Source organism: Candidatus Rickettsia kedanie (assembly GCF_045865205.1).
In the GTDB taxonomy this organism is placed as follows: Bacteria; Pseudomonadota; Alphaproteobacteria; order Rickettsiales; family Rickettsiaceae; genus Rickettsia; species Rickettsia australis.
The window spans coordinates 1-21,555 of the sequence record NZ_BAABMM010000042.1; the positions used below are offsets into that span (position 1 = coordinate 1).

The window sequence follows — 21,555 nt, forward strand, 5'->3', positions numbered from 1 at the left end:
AAAACTTCTTTAAAAATTTACGAATAGCTTGGGTAAGTTTTTGCTTAAAAGATAAATATAGGAAAACAAAAAAATCTACTTTATCTTCTCTTAAACTTATAAACATCCCTTAACTTGACGCGTATGGATGAGGTAACTTACCCGATGCATGTAATATTACGTTTTGAGATAGAGGAAATGCTTATCAATGGTGACTTGAATCTTGATGAGTTACCAAGCTTTTGGGATAGTAAGATGCAGGAATATTTAGGCGTTAAACCGGTAAATTTCAGTAACGGCTGTCTTCAAGATATTCACTGGTCACATGGAAATTTCGGTTACTTTCCCGCCTATACAAACGGTGCAATTATCGCATCAATGGTGATGAAGAAAGAAAAGAGATGCATTCTAATATAAAAGATAATATATTAAAAGGCGATTTTAGTAATATAAATAATTATCTAAATAAGAATTTTAGAAATCTAGGTTCATTAAAAAATTCAGCTGATTTACTAAAAGCAGCAAGCGGTGAGGAAAAAAATTAACCCTGAAGTGTATATAGGGTATTTAGATGGGAAATATTTATAGTAATAAATCGTCATTGCAAGGAAATTTACTATAGTAAATTGATGAAGCAAGCTCGTGCAAATTCCTGAGATTGCCACACTCCTTACAGTCGCTCGCAATGACGGCTTATGATAAAAACAAATAATACAAACAATAATATGGAAGAATATTTTAAAAAAACAGGTTATTTATTTGCTGGGAACGCTGTTTTTGTTGAAGAGCTATATAGGCAATATTTAGCCAATGCCGCCTCGGTTGATCAAACTTGGCAAGAATTTTTTGCCGGTATTAAGGATAATAGTGCTGTGCTTAATAAAAGTACGGCAAAGATAATTATTCCTTATGAAATAAAAAAAGAACCGTTACATAATCATCTATCTTCTGAAGTCCTAAGTAGTTTAAAAGCTAAGGAAATGATTAATGCTTATCGCAAGCATGCTCATTACTTAGCGAATCTTGACCCGCTTGGTCTTGAGCTACGTAAAACAAAAAATGATTTAAAGCTTAATATGGAAACTTTTGGTCTTGATAGTAGCCAGTTAGAAGAAAATATCAATATTACGGATGAATTTGTCGGTACTTGGAACGGTAAATTATCTGCATTAGTTACCAAGCTCGATAAAGTTTATACAGGTTCTATCGGGGTTGAATTTGAACAAATAGAAAATGTAGAAGAAAAAAGCTGGTTATATAGTCAGCTAGAAAACGAAATTACATTTTCTGCTGAAGATAAAAAAACTATCTTAAATGATTTAGTAGAAGTAGAAGGGTTTGAGCAATATCTACATACAAAATTTCCCGGAGCTAAGCGTTTTTCTGTTGAGGGTGGTGATGCTTCTATAGTTGCTATGAGTAAAGCTATAGATTTATCCATGAATCAAGGCGTTGAAGAAATCGTTATCGGTATGGCACATCGAGGGAGATTAAACACTCTGACTAAAGTAGTAGGTAAGCCATATAAAGCTGTTATTGCGGGTTTCATAAGCGGTAGCGTATTTCCTGATGAGCTAAATGTTTCAGGTGATGTGAAATATCACTTAGGCTATTCATCAGATAGAGTCATAGAGGATAAGAAAATACATTTATCGCTTGCCGATAATCCATCACATTTGGAAGCAGTAAATCCTATAGTTGCAGGAAAAGTAAGAGCAAAACAGGATATTCTTGTAGATACTCAACGCAGTAAAGTTAAGGCTATTTTAGTGCATGGTGATTCTGCTTTTTGCGGTCAAGGCGTAGTTGCTGAAAGTCTATCAATGTCACAGCTCACTGCTTATGATATCGGCGGAATATTACATTTCGTCATTAACAATCAGCTAGGTTTTACGGCTAATGCTACGGATACTAGAGCTAGCAGATATTCTACGGAGTTTGCTAAAATCAGCGCTGCTCCGATTTTACACGTTAACGGTGATGATATAGAAGCAGTGTTAAAAGCCACCAATATTGCGGTAGAATATAGGCAAAAATTCGGTAAGGATGTTGTAGTAGAAATTATTTGTTACCGTAAATACGGGCATAATGAGGGCGATGAGCCGATGTATACTCAAGGCCAGATGTATAACATTATTAAAAGCAAACCGACCCCTGGAAATATTTACGCAAATGAGTTAGTAAAACGTGGTATAATTGATAATAATTATTTTACTAAGTTAAAAGAAGAATTTAAAACAAGACTAGATAAGGAATATGAACAAGCAAAAAGTTATAAGCCGGAAGCACATTTCTTAGGTGGGTTATGGCAAGGCATTTCTCGCACCTCTACACAAGCTGCAATAACAGGCGTCGGAAAAAAAACATTACAAGATTTAGGAACTAAACTATGCGAAATACCGAAGGATTTTGCCGTTAATCCAAAACTTGTAAAACTATTTGAAGCACGAAAAGCTAATCTAATCGCTGATCAGCCTATTGATTGGGCAACAGCTGAGCAGCTAGCTTTTGCAAGCTTGCTTGCTTCAGGTACAAATATCAGGCTAACCGGACAAGACTGCGGACGCGGTACTTTCTCGCATCGTCATTCAGTATTGCACAACCAAATTGACGATACTACCTATATACCTCTCAATAATTTATCTAAAGAACAAGCAAAATATGAGGTAGCCGATAGTAATTTATCTGAATATGCGGTACTTGGTTTTGAGTATGGTTATTCACTCGCAAATCCAAAAAATTTAGTTTTATGGGAAGCACAATTCGGTGATTTTGCTAATGGAGCTCAGATTATTTTTGACCAGTTTATTTCAAGCAGCGAAACTAAATGGCTTCGTATGAGCGGGCTTGTGGTACTACTTCCGCATGCATTTGAAGGACAAGGACCGGAGCATAGTTCGGCAAGGCTTGAGAGGCTCTTGCAGTTAGCAGCTGAGGATAATATGTATGTTACATATCCAACTACTCCTGCCTCGATTTTCCACCTGCTACGTCGTCAAATACTTGATGATACCCGCAAACCGTTAATCGTAATGTCGCCGAAATCATTATTACGTAATAAATATGCCGTATCTAAACTTGATGAGCTAGGCGACGATACTACTTTCTTACCGGTTTTAGATGAAGTAACTAAAATAGATACAAACAATATTACTAAAGTAATTTTATGTAGCGGTAAGGTATATTACGATCTATTTGAAATGCGTGGCAATAATAGTAATATAGTAATTGTCAGGCTTGAGCAATTATACCCTTTTGAAAAAAAACTTGTAGCATCGCTATTAAAAAAATATAATAGGACGCAGGAATTTATTTGGTGTCAGGAAGAACCAAAGAATATGGGAGCTTGGCGTTATATAGCTTCTTACTTAAATGACGCTTTAAAAGAAGCAGGAATTAATAATGAATTTAAATATGTAGGTAGAGAGGAATCGGCTTCTCCGGCAGTAGGTTCGCTGCAAGTACATAATAAGCAGCAAGAGAAGCTATTAAGGGCAGCATTGGGGATAACACCGAATGCATTTTTCGATTTTTTAGGAGTAAAATAAATTATGAGCGTTAAGATTATAGTACCGTCGCTTGGAGAGTCCGTAACAGAAGCAACTATTGCCAAATGGTATAAGAAAGAAGGTGATTCGGTTAAAACCGATGAATTACTGTTAGAAATTGAAACCGAAAAAGTGACTTTAGAAGTTAATGCTCCTTGTAACGGCATTATAGGTAAAATATCGAAAACTGACGGTGCAAATGTAGCAGTTGGCGAAGAAATAGGCGATATAAATGAAGGGCCAGCTGTCAGTACTGCCGGTACTAATAATGAATCTGCTAAAGCCCAAGCAGTTACGCAACCTACTTCAGAAAAGCCTGTAGACAAACCTGCCGTGGTTAATAATATTCTTGCTCCTTCCGTACAAAAATTAGTTACCGAAAATAAGCTTGACCCCAATAATATAAAAGGAACAGGTAAAGACGGTAGAATTACCAAGGGCGACGTGCTTGAAACAATAAACACACCGTCTGCTGCTACTTCTACTACAATTTCTACTACAATAAACAAAACTAATGAAGAAAGAGTACAGCGTGTTCGTATATCACGCTTACGTAAAACTATTGCACAGCGTTTAAAAGATTCACAAAATACAGCAGCTATTTTGACTACTTTTAATGAAATCGATATGTCAAAAGTAATTGCCTTGCGTAATCAATATAAAGAAGAGTTCGAGAAAAAGCACGCTGTGAAACTTGGCTTTATGTCGTTTTTTGTTAAAGCAACAATTGAAGCTTTAAAGCTTATTCCATCAGTAAACGCTGAAATAGACGGTGATGATTTAGTATATAAAAATTACTATGATATAGGTGTAGCTGTCGGAACAGAGCAAGGGCTTGTTGTACCGGTTGTTAGGGATGCCGATACAATGGGATTTGCTGAGGTAGAAAAAGCTATAGGCACTTTGGCTAAAAAAGCTCGTGAGGGTAAGCTTTCTATGGCTGATTTGTCAGGGGGAACATTTTCGATTTCTAACGGAGGCGTATATGGCTCATTATTATCTACACCGATTATTAATCCTCCTCAATCAGGTATTTTAGGATTACATAAAACCGAGGAAAGAGCTGTAGTTATAGACGGTAAAATTGAAATACGTCCGATGATGTATATAGCTTTATCTTACGATCATCGTATAATTGACGGGAAAGAAGGAGTATCGTTCTTGGTAAAAATTAAGCAGCTTATTGAGAACCCTGAGAAGTTACTACTGAATTTGTAAAAAATTGTCATGCCGTGGCAAGCCATGTGATGACAGCCCAAAGCCTTGGGTGCCCACCTACGAGGGAATGACATAAATGAGCCATACGGTATCGGTAAGCCACAGCATGACAATAGAAAAAAGAAGTATATAATAATGATAAAATGTACGCGTCGTATTGAGTTCGATGCAGGACATAGAATTATAGGACATCAAAATAAATGTCAATTCCTGCACGGTCATCGTTATGTTCTTGAGATAACTATAGCCGCACACGAAACCGATAAACTCGGTATGATAGTCGATTTTGGTTTAATTAAGGATTTAGCTAAAAAATGGATTGACGAACATTTTGATCATAGCTTAATCCTACATCAAGACGATAAGGAAATGGGGCAGCAAATAGAAAATTGTACCGGTCAAAAAATATATTACATGCAAAATAACCCGACTGCAGAAAATATAGCGACACATTTAAAGAATGAAATTTTTCCTAAACTATTCGTAGGTCAAAACTTCTTCGTAGCAAGCCTCAAACTATATGAAACACCTAATTGTTTTATTGAGGTTTAAGCATGCAAGATTGCTGTTTAATTTTAACGACTACTAATGATTTGCAAATTGCCGAGAAAATAGCATCTGTTTTGTTAGAATTAAATCTTGCTGCCTGCATTCAAATTGACGATGTCAAAAGTTACTTTAGATGGGATAGTATAGTAACTTTAGAAACCGAATATAGACTTGTAATTAAAACAAAATCTTCTAATTATCACGAAATTGAAAATAAACTCCTTGAAATTCATAATTATGAATTTCCACAAATAATAAAAATAAATATTGCCTATGGCTTTCAAAAGTACTTAGAATGGATTGACCAAAATAGTAAATAAACTTATAGTTAGACAAATTTAAAAATTAAGTAAGTAAATTATGAAATTATGGCAAAAAGTTACCTTAGGGTTAATCTTAGGTATTATATTTGGTATATACTTACCACAATATGTTAATTATATTAAACCTATCGGTGACATTTTCTTACGTTTGATAAAAATGATCATGACCCCTTTAATTTTTTTTAGTTTGGTTTCTGGTATCACTAGTATGAATGATACTTCTGCCCTTGGTAGAGTAGGAATGAAAGCGGTAGCTGCTTTTTTAGGTACTACTTTTTTTGCTACGGTTTTTGGACTCACTGTTGCCTTAGTATTAAAGCCGGGAGTAGGCATACATATAGATTTTACCTCTTCAGGAATGACAAATAGAACTTCATTTAATATAATTGATTTTTTTATAAATATCGTCCCTGATAATGCTGTTGGGGCTTTTGCAAACGGTGATGTCTTGCAAGTTGTATTTTTTGCTATTTTTGTTGGGATTACCTTAAACAAAATGAAATCTATCGGTGAACCTGTTACTGATTTAATTCATGTAATGTCAAAATTAATATTAAAAATGATATCGTTTGTTATTCAATTATCCCCTTACGGTGCTTTTGCTTTAACAGGCTGGATTGTAGGTATGCAGGGAGTTGAAGTAATGATTAGTTTATCAAAACTTGTTGTAGCGGTAGTTGTAGCAATGACATTCCAATATTTAGTTTTTGGTTTACTTATATATGTATTTTGTCGTGTTTCACCTATACCTTTTTATAAGAAAAGTTTTGAGTATCAGATACTTGCTTTTTCTACTTCAAGTAGCAAGGCAACTCTTGCAACTACTATGCAAGTTTGTCGTGAAAAGCTTGGCATTTCAGAGTCTAGTACTTCGTTCGTACTTCCGATAGGGGCATCAATTAATATGGACGGTTTTGCTATAAATTTATCTCTTACTACTATATTCTTTGCTCAAATGATGGGAGTAACGCTTACTCCTCACGACTATTTAGTAATTATTCTCACCTCAACACTTGGATCTATCGGCGGTGCCGGTATTCCCGGTGCCTCTTTGATAATGCTTCCTATGGTTCTTTCTTCCGTTCACTTACCTATAGAGGGAGTCGCAATTATCGCCGGTATTGACCGAATACTTGATATGCTACGTACTACTATCAATATTACCGGCGATGCAACAATTACTATGATTATAGATAACAGTGAAAATACTTTAGATAAGGAAGTATATTTATCTTAATGATATTGCTAATTAAGGTCGGATATTCTTGACTATAGGCATCGTTGCGTGGATACTGAAGGTCATCATTGCAAGGAAAAACTGTAAGTTTCATCCGCAATCTCAGGAGTTTTTTATTATTTAATGAGATTGCTACACGAGTACTACGACTGCTCGCAATGACGTGGTGATATCCATGCAATATGCACGCTGATAATGACGGCTTGGGTATTAACAAACAATACTCTCCCTATTCATTTACTTGAAGTATAATTATCAAAATCTTTTCTCCTGTTTTTCAATTTTTAATTTAAAAATGCTATTAACTTTAGAATCTAAAGTATGTATTACAATAGCTATATTAACTTAAGATTGAGTATACATGTTAAATTTCCTAAATAATACTGCATTACCAAAAAGATTTGTATCTATAGATAATAGAACTACGGCAAGCGATTTACCTGAATCGTTTTTACATGCTATTGCTGAAAATAGCTGTGATATTAATTGGAAAAATATACCATTACAAAAAAGTCCTTTTCAGATTATTAATACTCAAGGTTTAATTCAAGAATTAAACCCAAAACCATAATTGAATTTGGAAGTTTTAAAGGAGCTTCCGTCCTTTGGTTGGCGGATATACACAGTTTATCAGTAATAAACTGTAAAGTTATTAGTATAGATATCAATTTTGAAAATATTGATCAAGCTGTAAAAGGTGATAATAGAATAGAATTTTTACAAGGCGATTCTAATAAAGTAGAGGCAATATTCCTCAAAGAAAACATATCCGAAATATTACATCCCATACTTTTAATAGAAGATACTCATATTAATACTATAGGTATTTTAGAATATTTTCATAATAATATCTTTGAAGAAGGGGATTATTTCATCATTGAAGATACTAATATTGACTATAATCATGCTTGCTATGATGTTTGGAGGGAAACTTTAGATGAAAAAACTTGTATGCAAAATTAGAAAATTTAAACAATAAAATCGTTAGATTAACTAGCTGGTTGAAAGAAAAAAATTTATATTTAGTAGATATACAATATGTAGATCCTTTCGGCATTATTAATGCTTCTAAAAATTGGAACTCAGTTATAAAAAAGATTTCAAGATAATGACTGTGTATTATGAGAAAGGCAATTTATCTAAAAAATTTTAATATTAATAACGATGAGGTTTTAAACAATTTTACTAAAAATCCATATAAATCTTTTGTATTTTTTAAAAATTTTTTAGAAAAAATATGTAAATTATATAAAAGAAATTAAAGATGCTCTAAATAATAATACAGAAATTATACATATAAACAATATCAATCAAAAAAAATTATAATATAATGACTCCCTATGACGGTGAGGTACGGGTTAGCGGAATAGAAGAGCTAATTTTTATCATATGTATGGAATAATAGGGATCATTGGTAGTGTTCCTGTATTATATAAAGATGAAGATACGAATATTATTTAGAGCAGTAGCACCAAAACGTAATTTTTATAATGAACGTAGCTCTCAATCGCCGTATAATGATTTAGATTGGTATGTCGATGCTGCATACCGTCCAATGACAGAGAAGAGTGATAACTTATCTCCTATAGTTGACTATTTAATTTTTGGGATTGTACATAAAGGACATGAGAATCTACCTATAATATATATATTAACCTTAAAGATATACTAAATCAATTGAGCTACCAAGATATCTTAATCGGGTGTAGTAATGCATTTACAGTAACAAGTGCAGATTCGTTTTCATGTAAAATATTAAGCAACAACATACCTTTATTAGTAGAACACGCTACTGGCTATTATAGCAGAATAACAATGGATGCTATTCCTGAAACACAAAGAGCAGCAGGGTTTTTAAATAAAATTAGAGAAATCGTAGATCAAGAATCTATTCAAAACTATATATATGTTACTTCCGGTGATATTGTTTGTATTAAGCAATAAAACGGTTTTACATACAAGAGATAGATATAGGCCTAAATGGGATGGAAAAGACCGTTATTTTATTAGAATATATTTAGTGAAAGATATAAACCAAGGTATATTAGCAAATTCTGCTCAACCTTGGATATGGGTATCAATAAATATGGCGATTATATAGAAAGCATATAAACACATCGCGGGCAATGCCTTAAGAGGTACAAAGCAACGTGGCAATCTAGAAAAATAATTATAAACTTTAAAATTGCTTGAATAATTTTCATATAATTAATCTAGGTACTATGTAACTATGCAGCATTAAACCTTTGTCGGTAAGATAGATATTTTGATCTAGTTTCATTAAATCTAACGCTTGATAATGTTTAAGGTTATTCATGTCTAAAATATCCATTAATTTTGCGTTTATTTTCTGCTCTAATGTAGAAATATTTATGCCTTTGCTAAGACGTAAACCCATCATTAAAATTTCTTCGATTATTTCTTGATTTGTTAGCTTAGCGTTAGTTTGAATACCGACATTTTTTGTTTTAACTGAGTCTAACCATTTTTCTGGCTTGTGCCACATCATAATTGCCGCTACCGAACCTGATGGTTCAATGATTCTACTATGAGCCCCGGGACCTATACCTAAGAAACTATTATAATGCCAATAAGTCAAATTATGCAAACATTCCTGATTTGCTAGAGCATAATTAGATATCTCATATCTAAAATATTTTTTAGATTCTAGATAATGATTTGTCCATTCGTACATTTCAGCTGCCGCATCTGAATGCGGCAAAATCAGGTTACCCTCATTAAATAATTTATAAAAAGGTGTACCTTTTTCGATAGTCAATTGATAAAGAGAGATATGGCCATTTGCGAGTTGCATAGCTTGCTTTAATTCTTCTTGCCAGTCTTTTAATTTCTGACCGCTACGTGCATATATTAAATCGAATGAAACTCTTGGAAATATCGCATTTGCCTCCTCAATTGTTTTGATAGCTTGCAAAGCATCATGAGTTCTGCCTAATTTTTTTAAATCGTCTTCTTTTAAGGATTGTACTCCAATGGACACACGGTTAATTCCGGCAGATTTGAACGCTTTAAATTTTTCGGTTTCAAATGATGTGGGATTGGTTTCTAGAGTTATTTCAGTTCGATTATCAAGAATTGCTAGATTATTGATTATATTTATTATCCATTCAACTACTACGGGATTCATTAATGAAGGAGTTCCACCACCAAAAAAAATGGATTTTATATATTTATTTTGAATAATATCCTTAAAATACTCAATTTCGGTTTCATAAGATTTAATCCATTGATTATGATCTATAGTGCTAGCCACATGAGAATTAAAATCACAATACGGACATTTTGACAAACAAAAAGGCCAATGAATATAAATGCTTAAATCATCTGCCATAACTTTCATATTTTTAAAGAATTTAGGCAATTTGCTGTAATTTCTCAATCTCTTCTTTTTTTTAATCCGGTTGATGCAATTATTAATTCAGTTTTTAAACCGGCTTTGATTAAATTTTTTGCTATAATAATTTTTTCTTTTCTTCGCCCCTTTTCTATAGCTTGCTTTTCCCAATAATGTGCGATACTGCCCATAATTTTTTCTCTTTTCTTAGGATTTAAATGTGACTTGAGCATCCTTGCGACTTCTATTATATCACTTTGCCTAATTTTGGTCAAAGTATAGAATAAAATTAGCTCTATATAATCAATGCCTATGTTAACCTTAGCAAATTTAGGTAAAAGATCAGCTACTTCTTGCCATCTTTTTAGTAAATCTCGTTCGTGAATATGCTTCATAAAAAATTGCAAAATTCCCGACAGAGCATTTTCTTTCAATGCTTGTTCAGATATATCATGCACGTTTATGAGTTGATAATCATTACTCCAAGTAGCTTTTACCAATTCGCTATTTTCAAATAATTCCAAAAGATTTCGAGGAACATTATATTGTTGTATACCATTATCAAATACTAAAAGATATATGCAAGGAAATTTCTTGCTTTTTGTTGCTTTCATATGATATTCGGCAATGTTTAACATGTACTTAAACAAGCGAAAAGCCATATAATAATCAGGTTTACTTTGATGTTCTAATAATAAAAATACGTAACCGTCTTCACTATCAAATTTAACAGAAAATAAAATATCTAATATGGATTTCTTAAGTGTTGTATCTACAAAACTATCTTTTTCCATTTTAAGGGTTTTAAAAGAAACCAAACTGTGTATATGTGATGGTAAGTGCATTTGAAAAAACTCTTTGGCTACCATTGGATTTTCAAATGCACTTAGTATAATCTCATCGTGCTTAAGGTTTTTAGACATCAATATCAATGATGTACTACCATTATAAATACAGCATTGATATTACTTTTGTAATTATAAATTGAGATAAGCTCAGCTTTACAATTTTTGTTTATTAATCCAATATATATCACTCAAATATAAAATTCTTGTACCAGAAGATTATAAGGATAAATATATTATGTACATAGAATAAAATCGATTAGCCGAGATTTCAATAATCAATATTTTTAATTTCAGAGATATTATTAAAGTGATGAAAAAACTTACCTGCTATTTTATAATTATTTTATTAACTTTTTGTGTTCAAGCTATCGGAAATAATAAGGAACAAATATATAACCAGCAAGATACCAAATTTCTAGAAGAAGCTGAAGGAGCTGAAGCTCTAAAATTGGCAAAAGAGCGTACTGATAAAACAGAACAAGCTTTCCAATCTATACCAGAATATAAACCGATAAAAAAAGAAATAGAATCAATATTTTATGACCAAAGAAAAACTCCATATGGTATTATCCGTAAAGGTTATGTGTATCATTTTTGGATAGATGATAAAAATCCGCAAGGGTTATGGCCGTAGGACATTAGTTGAGAATTACTCTAAAGATAAACCAAATTGGGAAGTTCTAATCGATTTTGATAAATTATCCAAAAAACTCGGTAAAAAAGTAATGTATCGAGGTGGAAGTGATTGTTTTCAAAACTCTAATCGTTACTTAATTACTATGTCCTTTGGTGTTAAGGATGAGATGTTCTTTAGAGAATGGGATTTAGACAAAAAAGATTTTGTAAAAAATGGCTTTGAACTAACAACAAGTAGCGGGAGATTATTAGAAGGCAAATTTACTTATCCTACTTGGATCGACCAAGATACTATTATATTTAATCCAGTTTTTCATAAAGAGGAAGTTACTGACTCTTTATATCCTAACTCGCTTTACATATGGAAGCGAGGAGCACCTGTAGAGAAAGCAAAAAAATATTTGAAATACTAAAAGAATATATACTAGTTTCAGCCGGTAAGCTTTTATCCGATAATATTTCTTCATCTTTAATATTTATATCTGCAGATAAGGATTTTTATAATTACGATAATTATATTTTAGATACTAAAGATGAGAACTTAAAATTACAAAAAATAAATATGCCATCAGATGCAACGCCTCAAGGTTCTTTTAAAGAATATGTCTTTTGGTTGCTACGTTCTAATTGGAAATTTAAAGGTAATAATATAAAAGCAGGTTTGCTTGTTGCATTACATTGGCAAGATTTACTAAAGGATGATAGCGATAAGGCTAGTTTAAAAACTTTATTTTCATAAACTGACCGTGAGGTTTTTGATTCTATAGGAGTAACTAAAGATACGGTATTTTTGGCTGGCTATGAGAATGTTATTGCAAAAGTTATTACGTTTTACTTTAGAAAATAGTGAATGGACAAAACCGGTAACCTTAAAAATTGCCTTATGAGAACGCAATTTTTGGTATGTATTCTGATGACCAGGAATAAGATGCATTAATTACTATAGAAAATTCTATAGTACCGCCAACTATATATTTATGGAACAAAACTCATCAATTAAGCATAATTAGGAAAGATTTATATCCGTTTGATAGTGAAAATTATGTTGTAGATCATAAGGAAACGGCAAGCTTTAGATGGAGTTAAAATACCGTATTTTGTTGTTTATAAGAAAGGTACAAAATTTGACGGTAAAAACCCAACATTACTCACCGCATATGGAGGATTTCAAGTAATAAATTCTCCGTATTTTTCTAGAGTAAAAAATAAACTATGGGTTACAAACGGCGGTGTTAGTGTACTTGCTAATATCAGAGGCGGCGGAGCATTTGGTCCTGAGTGGCATAAGGCGGCTCAAGGAATAAAACGTCAAACCGGCTTTAATGATTTAATTGCAGTAGCAGAGGATTTAATAAAGCAAAATATTACTAGCCCTGAATATTTAGGAATTAAAGGAGGAAGTAATGACTGATTGTTAGTAAGTGTTGCAATGATGCAGCATCCCGATTTATTTGGAGCTACAGCGTGTAAAGTACCTATACTTGATATGGTACGCTATAAAGAATTCGGAGCAGGACATTCATGGATAACTGAATATGGAGATCCGGACAATCCAAATGATTTAGTACATATTTAAAAATATGCACCGCTAGAAGAATTTATCTTTAACGCAAAAATACCCAACTGTGTTAATTACAGATTCAGTATTAGATCAGCGTGTACACCCCATGGCATGGAAGAATTTTTGAGTATGTACTTGAGCAAAACTCAAATACTAAAACTTACTTTCTAGAAAGTGGAGATAGTGAGCATGGTAGTAGTAGTGATTTCAAAGATAGTGCCAATTATTTTATCAATATCTATACATTTTTTGCCAATGCTTTGAAATTGAAAATTAATGAAATTTTACTTCACGGGGGCATTGCCCATGTGGATCAATTTCACCTTTGTCATCCCCGTGGCTTGACCACGGGATCCAGTTAAAAATACTAAAATTATTAGTATTGTTTATTGTTTTTATGGACCCCATGGTCAAGCCACGGGGTGACCAGTGGATTTTACCACTCCAGGCAATAATGCCGTTTTATGAAAACAATTTTCCAATTCCACTACGTAATAGATTTTTAGGATTCATTTTACTGGCTTTTTTCATCATCTCACCTATTTGCTTATATTGCTTTAGCAAAATATTTACTTTTTGTACTGTAGTCCCTGCTCCCGCAGCTATACGTTTTCTACGAGAGGCATTAATTATATCAGGATTCTTACGTTCTTTCAGCGTCATAGATAAAATAATTGCTTCTTGATGTTCAATTATTTTACTATTTAATTTTGATTGATCTATTTGATCCATAATTTTACCGCTACCCGGTAACATACTAAGTATACTTCCAAAACCTCCCATGTTTTTTATACTTCTCATTTGCTGAAGATAATCATTTAAATCAAACTTACCTTTTTTTAATTTAGCTGCCGTTTTTTCGGCTTCTTCTCTATCAACGATACTAGCTGCTTTTTCAACAAAAGATATAATATCGCCCATATCAAGTATTCGAGAAGCTAAACGTTCAGCATTGAATTCTTCTAAATCAGTTAGTTTTTCACCGCTACTTAAAAATTTAATCGGTTTTTTAGTAATATATTTTACACTAAGTGCTGCACCGCCTTTAGAATCGCCGTCAATTCTAGATAAAATTAATCCTGAAATTTCTAACTTTTTATTAAAGTTGCTTGCCGTAACTACCGCATCCTGCCCTGTCATACTATCAATTACTAGCAAAGTTTCTGTAGGTTCCACTATCTTTTTTATTGCACGAGCTTCCTCCATCATCTCTTTATCAATTTGTGTACGACCTGCCGTATCATAAATTACAACATCATAAGCAGAAATTTTAGCCTCGGCAATAGCTCTTTTGACAATATCAAGAGGTTTCTCACCTTGCACAATAGGTAATGAATTAATCTGTACTGAGTTTGCAAGTATAGCAAGTTGCTCTTGTGCGGCCGGTCTGTAAGTATCCAAAGAAACAAGTAAAACTTTTTTATTTTGATTTTTAAGTCGCAGAGCAAGCTTGCCACTTGCGGTAGTTTTACCGCTCCCTTGCAGCCCTACCATTAGGAAATTTATGGGCGGCTTTGAATTTAAATTTAGCTTTGTCTCACTTTCACTTGAAGCTAAGAGATTTATCATCTCTTCATGAATAATTTTAATTATCATCTGCCCCGGTGAAACGGATTTAATCACCTCCTGCCCTAAAGCATTCTGTTTAACTTCCGCTATAAAATCTTTTATCACCGGTAATGCAACATCCGACTCTAAAAGAGCCACTCTTATATCCCGCATAGCGGTGTCTATTTGAGCTTCCGTTAAAATTCCTGAGCTGACTAATTTATCAAAAATCTTCGTTAAATTTTGTGTTAAAGTTTTAAACATGTCAGTAATTTAATTTATAAAGTTCTAATATATTTTGCCCAATATGTTTTAGCAACAATAATATTTTATGGTTTTATGTAGGCGTTGTTGCATGAATCGATTTTACGTTGTCATCCTAGCTAACTTGATCGCGGGATCCAGTTAAAAATACTAAAATTATTAGTATTTTAAGTTGTTTTTATGGACCACGTGGTCAAGCCACAGGGTGACACAACGGGTTTTACCTATCCATGTAATAATGCCTTTTATGGATAACGTGAAAAGGAACGTAGTGATTCGTGTTAATTACTAGAAAACTCATTCACCACTAATATATAACTTGTTTTTAAGTCCAAATCATAATCAATGGTATTATATATTAACTTTTTTATACCGGTAAATTTTTGTAGTAAATAGGAAGGATGCTTATTTGACAGTTTATTAAAAATCTTATTTTCTAAATCTAGAAGTTCAATATTAACGTTAGCAGATTTTTTAAGAATTCTATTCATTAATAATAATAAATTATCAATAAAATCTAGCCATAATTCTCGGTCTTTAGTAGTAAAACGATGAATAAAATCTAACGTTTCATTATCTGCTATCGGTTGAATAAACTGAAGATATAAGTCATTTCGAGCATGAGGTAGAGGAGATCTAACATTAACTTTAAAACATCTTGATCTAATTGTAGATATAATACTTGCAGCTCTTGAAGTAATTAAAAAAATGTAACTATTCTTTGGTGCATCTTCAAGAATTTTTAAGCATGAATTCGCTGCATTCAAATTCATAAGATCTGCCGAATAAATTACTGCAACTTTATAACCTGAAATTGCAGAAGTTTTACTTAAGAAGTCTTGTAATTTTCTTATTTGTTCAATAGAAATATTTTTAGCATTAGATGTAGATGAAGTTTCTCTAGCGATGAAATGATAATCAGGATTGTTTTCAAGAGGAATGCTATCCTTAAAAAGCTTACTATATATAAAATCTTCTAAATCTTTTAAAGCTTGCTCTATATTTTCAGCTTCGATAAGCCAACTATTATATAGCTTATTATGCTTTAAGTTAAACTCTAGGCGTTCAATGATCAATGGTTGTAATATCGTTAAGAATTGTTCTATATCATGCCGGCTTTTGCAGAGCATTGTTGCATGAGCCGGTTTTTCTAGTGTCACCCCGCAAACTTGTAACGCGCTTTGGAAACTATCAGTACTGTAATAAGTTACTTTTTTTAATTACAAGCTTCTTTCATTTTTCTTCCAGCTCTAAAAGTAGGTTGATTGTAAGCATCTATTTTCATTTTTGCTCCAGTTTTTGGGTTACGGCCCTCACGTGCTTTTCTATGATGTATTTCAAATGAACCGAAACCTGTTATATTAATATTATGGTGGCTCTTTATAGCACTAATCACACTATCAAGAACTAAATTAAGTGCTTTCTCAGCATCAGCTTTTGTTAATGTTTTATGTGAAGCATGTTTATGATTATGACCATGGTCGGTCATAAATGCTATAAACTCGGTTTTATTCATTTTTTTTGGTTCTTTTTTGTTATGTGTACTCATAGTAAAATCAACTCTCCTTTAATGGGTTAATATGTATTGATGTTTTTTATAAAACAATATATACAACTGGCAATAATATACATCAATATATTTTTATGTGAGTTAATTATAACAAACTACCCACATACTGCAAATGCCAGTTATTTACAAAGTTTAAAATATATACGTTATTATATTAATTTATAGAAAAATGTAGCCATTTTACATCAGTTATACTGTTAAAACTACTTACAAGTCATTAAAGTGAAAATTTATCATTAAAACCCTAATTTATTGTCAGTAGTAATTACAACAGCTAATTTTCTACTTTGTAAAAAATGATAAGTTTTATATAAAGAAACAATATATACTTAATTTATATAATAAGTTGGAAACCATCTTTCACTTTTTATATAGAATATTTCTAACTAAATAGCAGATTTATGTAATAATTCGCTAATCACATTAATTTAGAATAAAATTTTTAAAGAAAAATATATTCAATCCAATGTTATTGTCTGAAATTTGTATTAAACGTCCTGTCTTTGCTACAGTTTTGAGTTTGGTTATCGTAGCTCTTGGAGCAATTTTTTTTACCAAACTACAAATTAGAGGAACTCCGGATATTTCAGCTCCCATTATAAATGTCAAAGCTCATTATGCAGGCGCCGATGCTTTATATATGGAAAAAGAAATAACGACACGTATAGAAAAAGCTTTAAAGACGGTTAAAAACTTAGATTATATAACTTCTCAAAGTTCTACAGGCGAAAGTAGTATTACTTTATCGTTTCTATTATCTACCGATATTGAAGTAGCATTAAATGATGTGCGTTCTAAAATATCGGATATCACTTATATGTTCCCGCAAGATATGAAAGCCCCATCAGTTGCAAAACTTGATGCCGATAGTTTTCCAAGCCTCTTCATAAGTGTTGAAAGTGATCAATATAGCGATTTAGAATTGACAAAGATCGTCGAAGATAATCTACAAACACCGTTAGATAAACTTGAAAGCGTAGGACAATCGCAAATTTACGGCGGTCGGGAATATATAATGAGAATAGAACCAGATTCCAAAAAATTATATCAACATAAAATTTCTTTATTGGAGATTGAATCTGCAATAAAAGAGCAAAATAAAGATTATCCCACAGGTACGATTAAAACAAAAAGTAATAATTTTATAGTAACTCTTGAAGGCTCTTTATCTACACCGGAAGAATTCGGCAATATTATTCTAAAAGTACAAAACGGAGGTATCATAAAATTACGCGATATAGCGAAAATATCTTTAACTTCTCCCGATGAGGACATAATTTTCAGATATAACGGCAAAGGCTCCATTGCTCTTGGTCTTATAAAAGAATCAAAAGCTAATGTTATAGATTTATCAAATGAAGTAACTAAAGAGCTAGAAAGAATTAAAGAATCCATGCCCAAAGGAATAAGCATTGGTATCGCATATGATGGAGCAACCCCTGTCAAAGCATCAATTTATGCGGTATTTCAAACAATTTTTGAAGCTTTAATATTAGTAGTTTTAGTCACTTATTTATTTCTTGCTTCTGCTAAAATTACCTTAATTCCGTTTGTGACGATTCCGGTATCGTTGATCGGTACTTGTAGCGTAATGTATGTTTTTGGATTTTCTATTAATATATTTACGCTCCTTGCTATGATACTTGCTATAGGTTTAGTGGTCGATGATGCGATAGTTATGCTTGAAAACATTTTTAGATATAATGAAATGGGGCATAAACCCATGGAAGCAGCTTTACTTGCTTCTAAAGAAATCGGCTTTGCAATCATTGCTATGACTATTACGCTTGCTGCCGTATTTTTACCCGTCGGTTTTATAGAGGGTTTTATCGGGAAATTATTTATTGAATTTGCTTGGACTTTAGCATTTTGTGTTTTGTTCTCAGGATTTGTGGCTTTAACTTTAACTCCTATGATGTCAAGTCGTATGGTTACAAAACATAATACGGACTTACCGAAATTCTTAGTAAAGTTTAACGACATTCTACAATTTATTCAAAATAAATATATTTACTATCTCAAGCTAACTTTTGACAATAAAAAGAAATTTGTCATCATTATTGCATCATCATTTATAGTACTGATTATTAGTTTTAAATTTACTCAAAAAATTTTCGTACCCCAAGAAGATGATGGATTTTTAGAAGTTTCTCTTAAAGGTCCTGAAGGTTCTAGTTTAGAATCTTCTACTAAAGTAGTGAAAGAAACCGAAAAAATCCTTGCTAATTATCAAGATATATTAGGTTATCTGATGGTAATAGGTGCAGGCGGTAGTGATAATGTTTTTGGATTCATTCCGTTAAAAGATTGGGGTGAGCGTTCTCGTTCCCAAGAAACTATTAAAAATATGTTAAATAAGCAGTTTTCCGAAATACCGGGCATGTCGATTTTCGCTATGGATCCACGTTCAATGGTTAGCGGGAATGCAAGTAGTCCTATCGAGTTTACTATTCAAACGAACCTTGAATATGATGATTTAGATAAAATATCACAACAATTTATTGATATAATGAAAACAAATCCTATTTTCTTAAACGTCAATAGAAATTTACAATCAGCAATGCCGACTATAAGTATAAAAGTCAACCGTGACAAGGCTTATTTATACGGAATGGATTTGGCCAATATAGGCAAAACGGTACAATATTTACTTGCAGGTCAACAAATTGGGGATTTTAGAATGGGTAATGATTTATATGATGTTATATTGCAATTTAATCAAAAAGATCGAAAAGATATTAGCGATTTTAGTAAAATTTTAATTAGAGCAAAAAATAATAATATGTTACCGCTTGAATCGATAGCTAATATTACGGAAAAAATATCAGTAAAATCATATAGTCATTATAATAATTCAAAATCCGTTACTATTTCTTCTGATCTTGCTCCTGACGGAAAAATTAATGATGCAATTAATGAAATCAATAAAATAGCCGCTAAGTTACTCGACCCTAGTAATACTATAATTGAATATATCGGTGAAATTAAACAAATGAGAGAGGCAGACAGTAATATGCTTATAACATTTGTGTTTGCTCTTGTATTTATCTATTTAGTGCTTGCAGCTCAATTTGAAAGCTTTACTGACCCTTTATTAATATTACTCGCCGTACCTTTCTCAATAACCGGCGGTGTACTTGCTCTCTGGCTTGCCGGTAATAGCCTTAATATGTATAGTAATATCGGACTTATTACTTTAATTGGGTTAATTACTAAGAATTCTATTATGATAGTAGAATTTGCTAATCAACTAAGAGAACAAGGAGTAAAGGTTCAAGAAGCTATAATAGAATCCTCAAAACTTCGCTTGCGTCCAATTCTTATGACTACCCTTGCTGCTGTAGTCGGAGCTTTACCTCTAGTCTTTGCAGATGGAGCCGGTGCTGCTGCTCGTAATTCTATAGGCTTTGTAATAGTTGGAGGATTAAGCATCGGTACTATATTTACAATTTTTGTTATACCTGTAATATATCAAACTTTTAAGAAGGATTAATCACTTATAGAATTATAAAATTTAGTAGACATATAGCTCAAAATGAGAAATGATTCTTTTACGTTTAATGAATATGAGGTCAAAATATGTTAATAAATACTTCTAATAATCCACTTATTACTACTATACATTTATTATCTTCCATAGGTGCTATAAATTGGGGTTTAGTCGGGTTATTTAATTTTAATTTAGTCACACTTTTATTTGGCTCATTTCCAATTATTGTTACAATACTTTATATAATTATAGGCTTTTGTGGTGTATATTCTTTCCTTTGTTTAGGTAAACTACTTTGTAAACCCAGAATAGAAAATGCGAAGTAACTCTACTTTTTCGTCATTGCGATAAGAATTACACAGTAATTCGACGCAGCAATCCAGTAAAAAATGCTATAAATTAGCATTTTTTATTGGATTGCAACGTCGCTTTGCTCCTCGCAATGACGACCTCTAACAACTTCACTTGTACTATAGCAGTTATTGCTGCTGTTTCAGCACGTAATATATTACTTCCTAAACTGACAGATTTTGTATTCTTGTATAAAGCAAGAAGTTCCAGCTCATCATTAGTAAAACCTCCCTCCGGTCCAATAATAATAGCTATATTATTATCAAGTAATGATGAAATTCGTAATATAGAATTTTCTTCTTTTTCATGTTCATTAGCATATAACATCAAATTATTATTCTTTTGAAGATAATCTTGTATTGTGATAGCTTTTTCAATTATCGGGGGAATAAGACGTTCTGATTGCTCTGTTGCCTCAATAACACATTTCGTTAAACGTTCGATATTGACTGTTCTAAATTGACACCGCCTAGTAATTAACGGAATAATTTTAGTTATACCGAGTTGTGTAGCCATATTTATTGCAAGCATTAATTTATCTTGCTTTATTATAGCAACAGCAAGAGTTAACGCAGATTCTGTATAAGGCTTTTTTAACTGTTCTTTAAGCCTAACCGACAGGTTATGCTTACCTATCTCGGTAATTTGTGCTAAAAATTCTCCTTCCGTACCGTTAAAGATACGCAAACCATCATTTACTTTAAGATGTAGCACCGTTTTAACATAATGAACATGATCACTTGCTAATTCTATCTTGCTATTTTCAGCTAAACGACTATTAATATAAATACGATTAAATCTCATATTATTACCATGACGAATGAACAAGATAATAATATATCAGAAGAAGAAAATTTACAGCTAAATTCAGAAAGCTTCAGACAGGATGAATTTAAGAGTAAATCTACAGAGCGTACTTACGTCCGTGAGTACAGACTTAACTCAAAAAATTCGCCTGTATCAAGCTTTGTGAATGACGCTGTACCAAAAGAAAAAGAAATCGGTGGTGTTAAAGGTCTAGAACCGACAAGATACGGCGATTGGCAACATAAAGGTAAAGTCACGGATTTCTAATATT

Annotated in this window: 19 protein-coding genes and 3 pseudogenes; 15 read left to right on the forward strand and 7 right to left on the reverse strand. The window is 32.4% G+C overall.

The annotated features are described in order from the left end of the window. Positions 1 to 126 precede the first annotated feature (126 nt). From ACKTSD_RS06950 to ACKTSD_RS07000, 11 genes and pseudogenes are all read left to right on the forward strand, one after another. Positions 127 to 567, forward strand: a pseudogene (locus ACKTSD_RS06950) (carboxypeptidase M32); the annotation flags it as partial. A gap of 137 nt (positions 568 to 704) precedes the next feature. Beyond that, entirely contained in the window at positions 705 to 3,527 is a 2,823-nt protein-coding gene (locus ACKTSD_RS06955; RefSeq protein ID WP_412708614.1) for a 2-oxoglutarate dehydrogenase E1 component, read from the forward strand. Between the two features lie 3 nt (positions 3,528 to 3,530). Continuing rightward, entirely contained in the window at positions 3,531 to 4,745 is a 1,215-nt protein-coding gene (gene odhB, locus ACKTSD_RS06960; protein WP_412708596.1) for a 2-oxoglutarate dehydrogenase complex dihydrolipoyllysine-residue succinyltransferase, read from the forward strand. Positions 4,746 to 4,880: 135 nt separating this feature from the next. Beyond that, entirely contained in the window at positions 4,881 to 5,297 is a 417-nt protein-coding gene (locus ACKTSD_RS06965; protein ID WP_412708615.1) for a 6-pyruvoyl trahydropterin synthase family protein, read from the forward strand. Positions 5,298 to 5,299: 2 nt separating this feature from the next. Then, positions 5,300 to 5,614, forward strand: coding sequence for a divalent-cation tolerance protein CutA (gene cutA / locus ACKTSD_RS06970; protein WP_412708597.1), 315 nt, complete (start codon positions 5,300 to 5,302; stop codon positions 5,612 to 5,614). Positions 5,615 to 5,654: 40 nt separating this feature from the next. Continuing rightward, entirely contained in the window at positions 5,655 to 6,854 is a 1,200-nt protein-coding gene (locus ACKTSD_RS06975; RefSeq protein WP_412708598.1) for a dicarboxylate/amino acid:cation symporter, read from the forward strand. A 361-nt stretch (positions 6,855 to 7,215) separates the two neighbouring features. Then, on the forward strand, positions 7,216 to 7,425 hold the full coding sequence (locus tag ACKTSD_RS06980; protein ID WP_412708599.1) for a hypothetical protein: 210 nt from the start codon (positions 7,216 to 7,218) through the stop codon (positions 7,423 to 7,425). Further along, positions 7,425 to 7,817 (forward strand): CmcI family methyltransferase, encoded by a 393-nt coding sequence (locus ACKTSD_RS06985; protein WP_412708616.1) that lies wholly within the window; start codon positions 7,425 to 7,427, stop codon positions 7,815 to 7,817. The genes ACKTSD_RS06980 and ACKTSD_RS06985 overlap by 1 nt, the downstream gene beginning before the upstream one ends. Beyond that, positions 7,802 to 7,963, forward strand: coding sequence for a hypothetical protein (locus tag ACKTSD_RS06990; RefSeq protein WP_412708600.1), 162 nt, complete (start codon positions 7,802 to 7,804; stop codon positions 7,961 to 7,963). Before ACKTSD_RS06985 ends, ACKTSD_RS06990 begins: the two co-directional genes overlap by 16 nt. A gap of 308 nt (positions 7,964 to 8,271) precedes the next feature. Further along, positions 8,272 to 8,526, forward strand: coding sequence for a hypothetical protein (locus tag ACKTSD_RS06995; RefSeq protein ID WP_412708601.1), 255 nt, complete (start codon positions 8,272 to 8,274; stop codon positions 8,524 to 8,526). 5 nt (positions 8,527 to 8,531) lie between these two features. Further along, entirely contained in the window at positions 8,532 to 8,798 is a 267-nt protein-coding gene (locus ACKTSD_RS07000) for a hypothetical protein (protein WP_412708602.1), read from the forward strand. A 256-nt stretch (positions 8,799 to 9,054) separates the two neighbouring features. Here the strand turns inward: ACKTSD_RS07000 and hemW are convergent, their stop codons facing one another. Both hemW and ACKTSD_RS07010 read right to left on the reverse strand, forming a co-directional pair. Continuing rightward, complete coding sequence (gene hemW / locus ACKTSD_RS07005) at positions 9,055 to 10,215, reverse strand: radical SAM family heme chaperone HemW (RefSeq protein WP_412708617.1); 1,161 nt, start codon at positions 10,213 to 10,215, stop codon at positions 9,055 to 9,057. A 35-nt stretch (positions 10,216 to 10,250) separates the two neighbouring features. After that, on the reverse strand, positions 10,251 to 11,132 hold the full coding sequence (locus tag ACKTSD_RS07010; RefSeq protein ID WP_412708603.1) for an Rpn family recombination-promoting nuclease/putative transposase: 882 nt from the start codon (positions 11,130 to 11,132) through the stop codon (positions 10,251 to 10,253). Positions 11,133 to 11,367: 235 nt separating this feature from the next. Here ACKTSD_RS07010 and ACKTSD_RS07015 point away from each other — a divergent pair. Next, positions 11,368 to 13,529 (forward strand): annotated as a pseudogene (locus ACKTSD_RS07015) (prolyl oligopeptidase family serine peptidase); the annotation flags it as partial. Here ACKTSD_RS07015 and ACKTSD_RS07020 read toward each other — a convergent pair. The 4 genes from ACKTSD_RS07020 to ACKTSD_RS07035 all read right to left on the reverse strand — a co-directional run bounded on the left by ACKTSD_RS07020 (position 13,528) and on the right by ACKTSD_RS07035 (position 16,615). Then, positions 13,528 to 13,662, reverse strand: coding sequence for a hypothetical protein (locus ACKTSD_RS07020; RefSeq protein ID WP_412708620.1), 135 nt, complete (start codon positions 13,660 to 13,662; stop codon positions 13,528 to 13,530). The pseudogene ACKTSD_RS07015 and the gene ACKTSD_RS07020 sit on opposite strands and share 2 nt — an antisense overlap. A gap of 54 nt (positions 13,663 to 13,716) precedes the next feature. After that, complete coding sequence (ffh, locus tag ACKTSD_RS07025) at positions 13,717 to 15,066, reverse strand: signal recognition particle protein (RefSeq protein ID WP_412708604.1); 1,350 nt, start codon at positions 15,064 to 15,066, stop codon at positions 13,717 to 13,719. Between the two features lie 281 nt (positions 15,067 to 15,347). Next, positions 15,348 to 16,142 (reverse strand): DNA polymerase III subunit delta', encoded by a 795-nt coding sequence (locus ACKTSD_RS07030; protein WP_412708618.1) that lies wholly within the window; start codon positions 16,140 to 16,142, stop codon positions 15,348 to 15,350. 140 nt (positions 16,143 to 16,282) lie between these two features. Continuing rightward, the gene (locus ACKTSD_RS07035; protein WP_008579420.1) at positions 16,283 to 16,615 is read right to left on the reverse strand and encodes an HU family DNA-binding protein; all 333 of its coding nucleotides are present in this window, start codon (positions 16,613 to 16,615) and stop codon (positions 16,283 to 16,285) included. 487 nt (positions 16,616 to 17,102) lie between these two features. On the opposite strand from ACKTSD_RS07035, the gene ACKTSD_RS07040 reads away from it, so the two are divergent. Both ACKTSD_RS07040 and ACKTSD_RS07045 read left to right on the forward strand, forming a co-directional pair. Further along, the gene (locus tag ACKTSD_RS07040; RefSeq protein ID WP_412708605.1) at positions 17,103 to 20,129 is read left to right on the forward strand and encodes an efflux RND transporter permease subunit; all 3,027 of its coding nucleotides are present in this window, start codon (positions 17,103 to 17,105) and stop codon (positions 20,127 to 20,129) included. Positions 20,130 to 20,272: 143 nt separating this feature from the next. Further along, the gene (locus ACKTSD_RS07045) at positions 20,273 to 20,452 is read left to right on the forward strand and encodes a DUF378 domain-containing protein (RefSeq protein ID WP_412708619.1); all 180 of its coding nucleotides are present in this window, start codon (positions 20,273 to 20,275) and stop codon (positions 20,450 to 20,452) included. 83 nt (positions 20,453 to 20,535) lie between these two features. Here ACKTSD_RS07045 and ACKTSD_RS07050 read toward each other — a convergent pair. After that, positions 20,536 to 21,281, reverse strand: a pseudogene (locus tag ACKTSD_RS07050) (16S rRNA (uracil(1498)-N(3))-methyltransferase). Between the two features lie 9 nt (positions 21,282 to 21,290). Here ACKTSD_RS07050 and ACKTSD_RS07055 point away from each other — a divergent pair. After that, positions 21,291 to 21,551 carry a DUF1674 domain-containing protein gene (locus tag ACKTSD_RS07055; protein WP_412708606.1) on the forward strand — a complete coding sequence of 87 codons (261 nt, stop codon included), beginning with the start codon at positions 21,291 to 21,293 and terminating at the stop codon, positions 21,549 to 21,551. Positions 21,552 to 21,555: the final 4 nt, after the last annotated feature.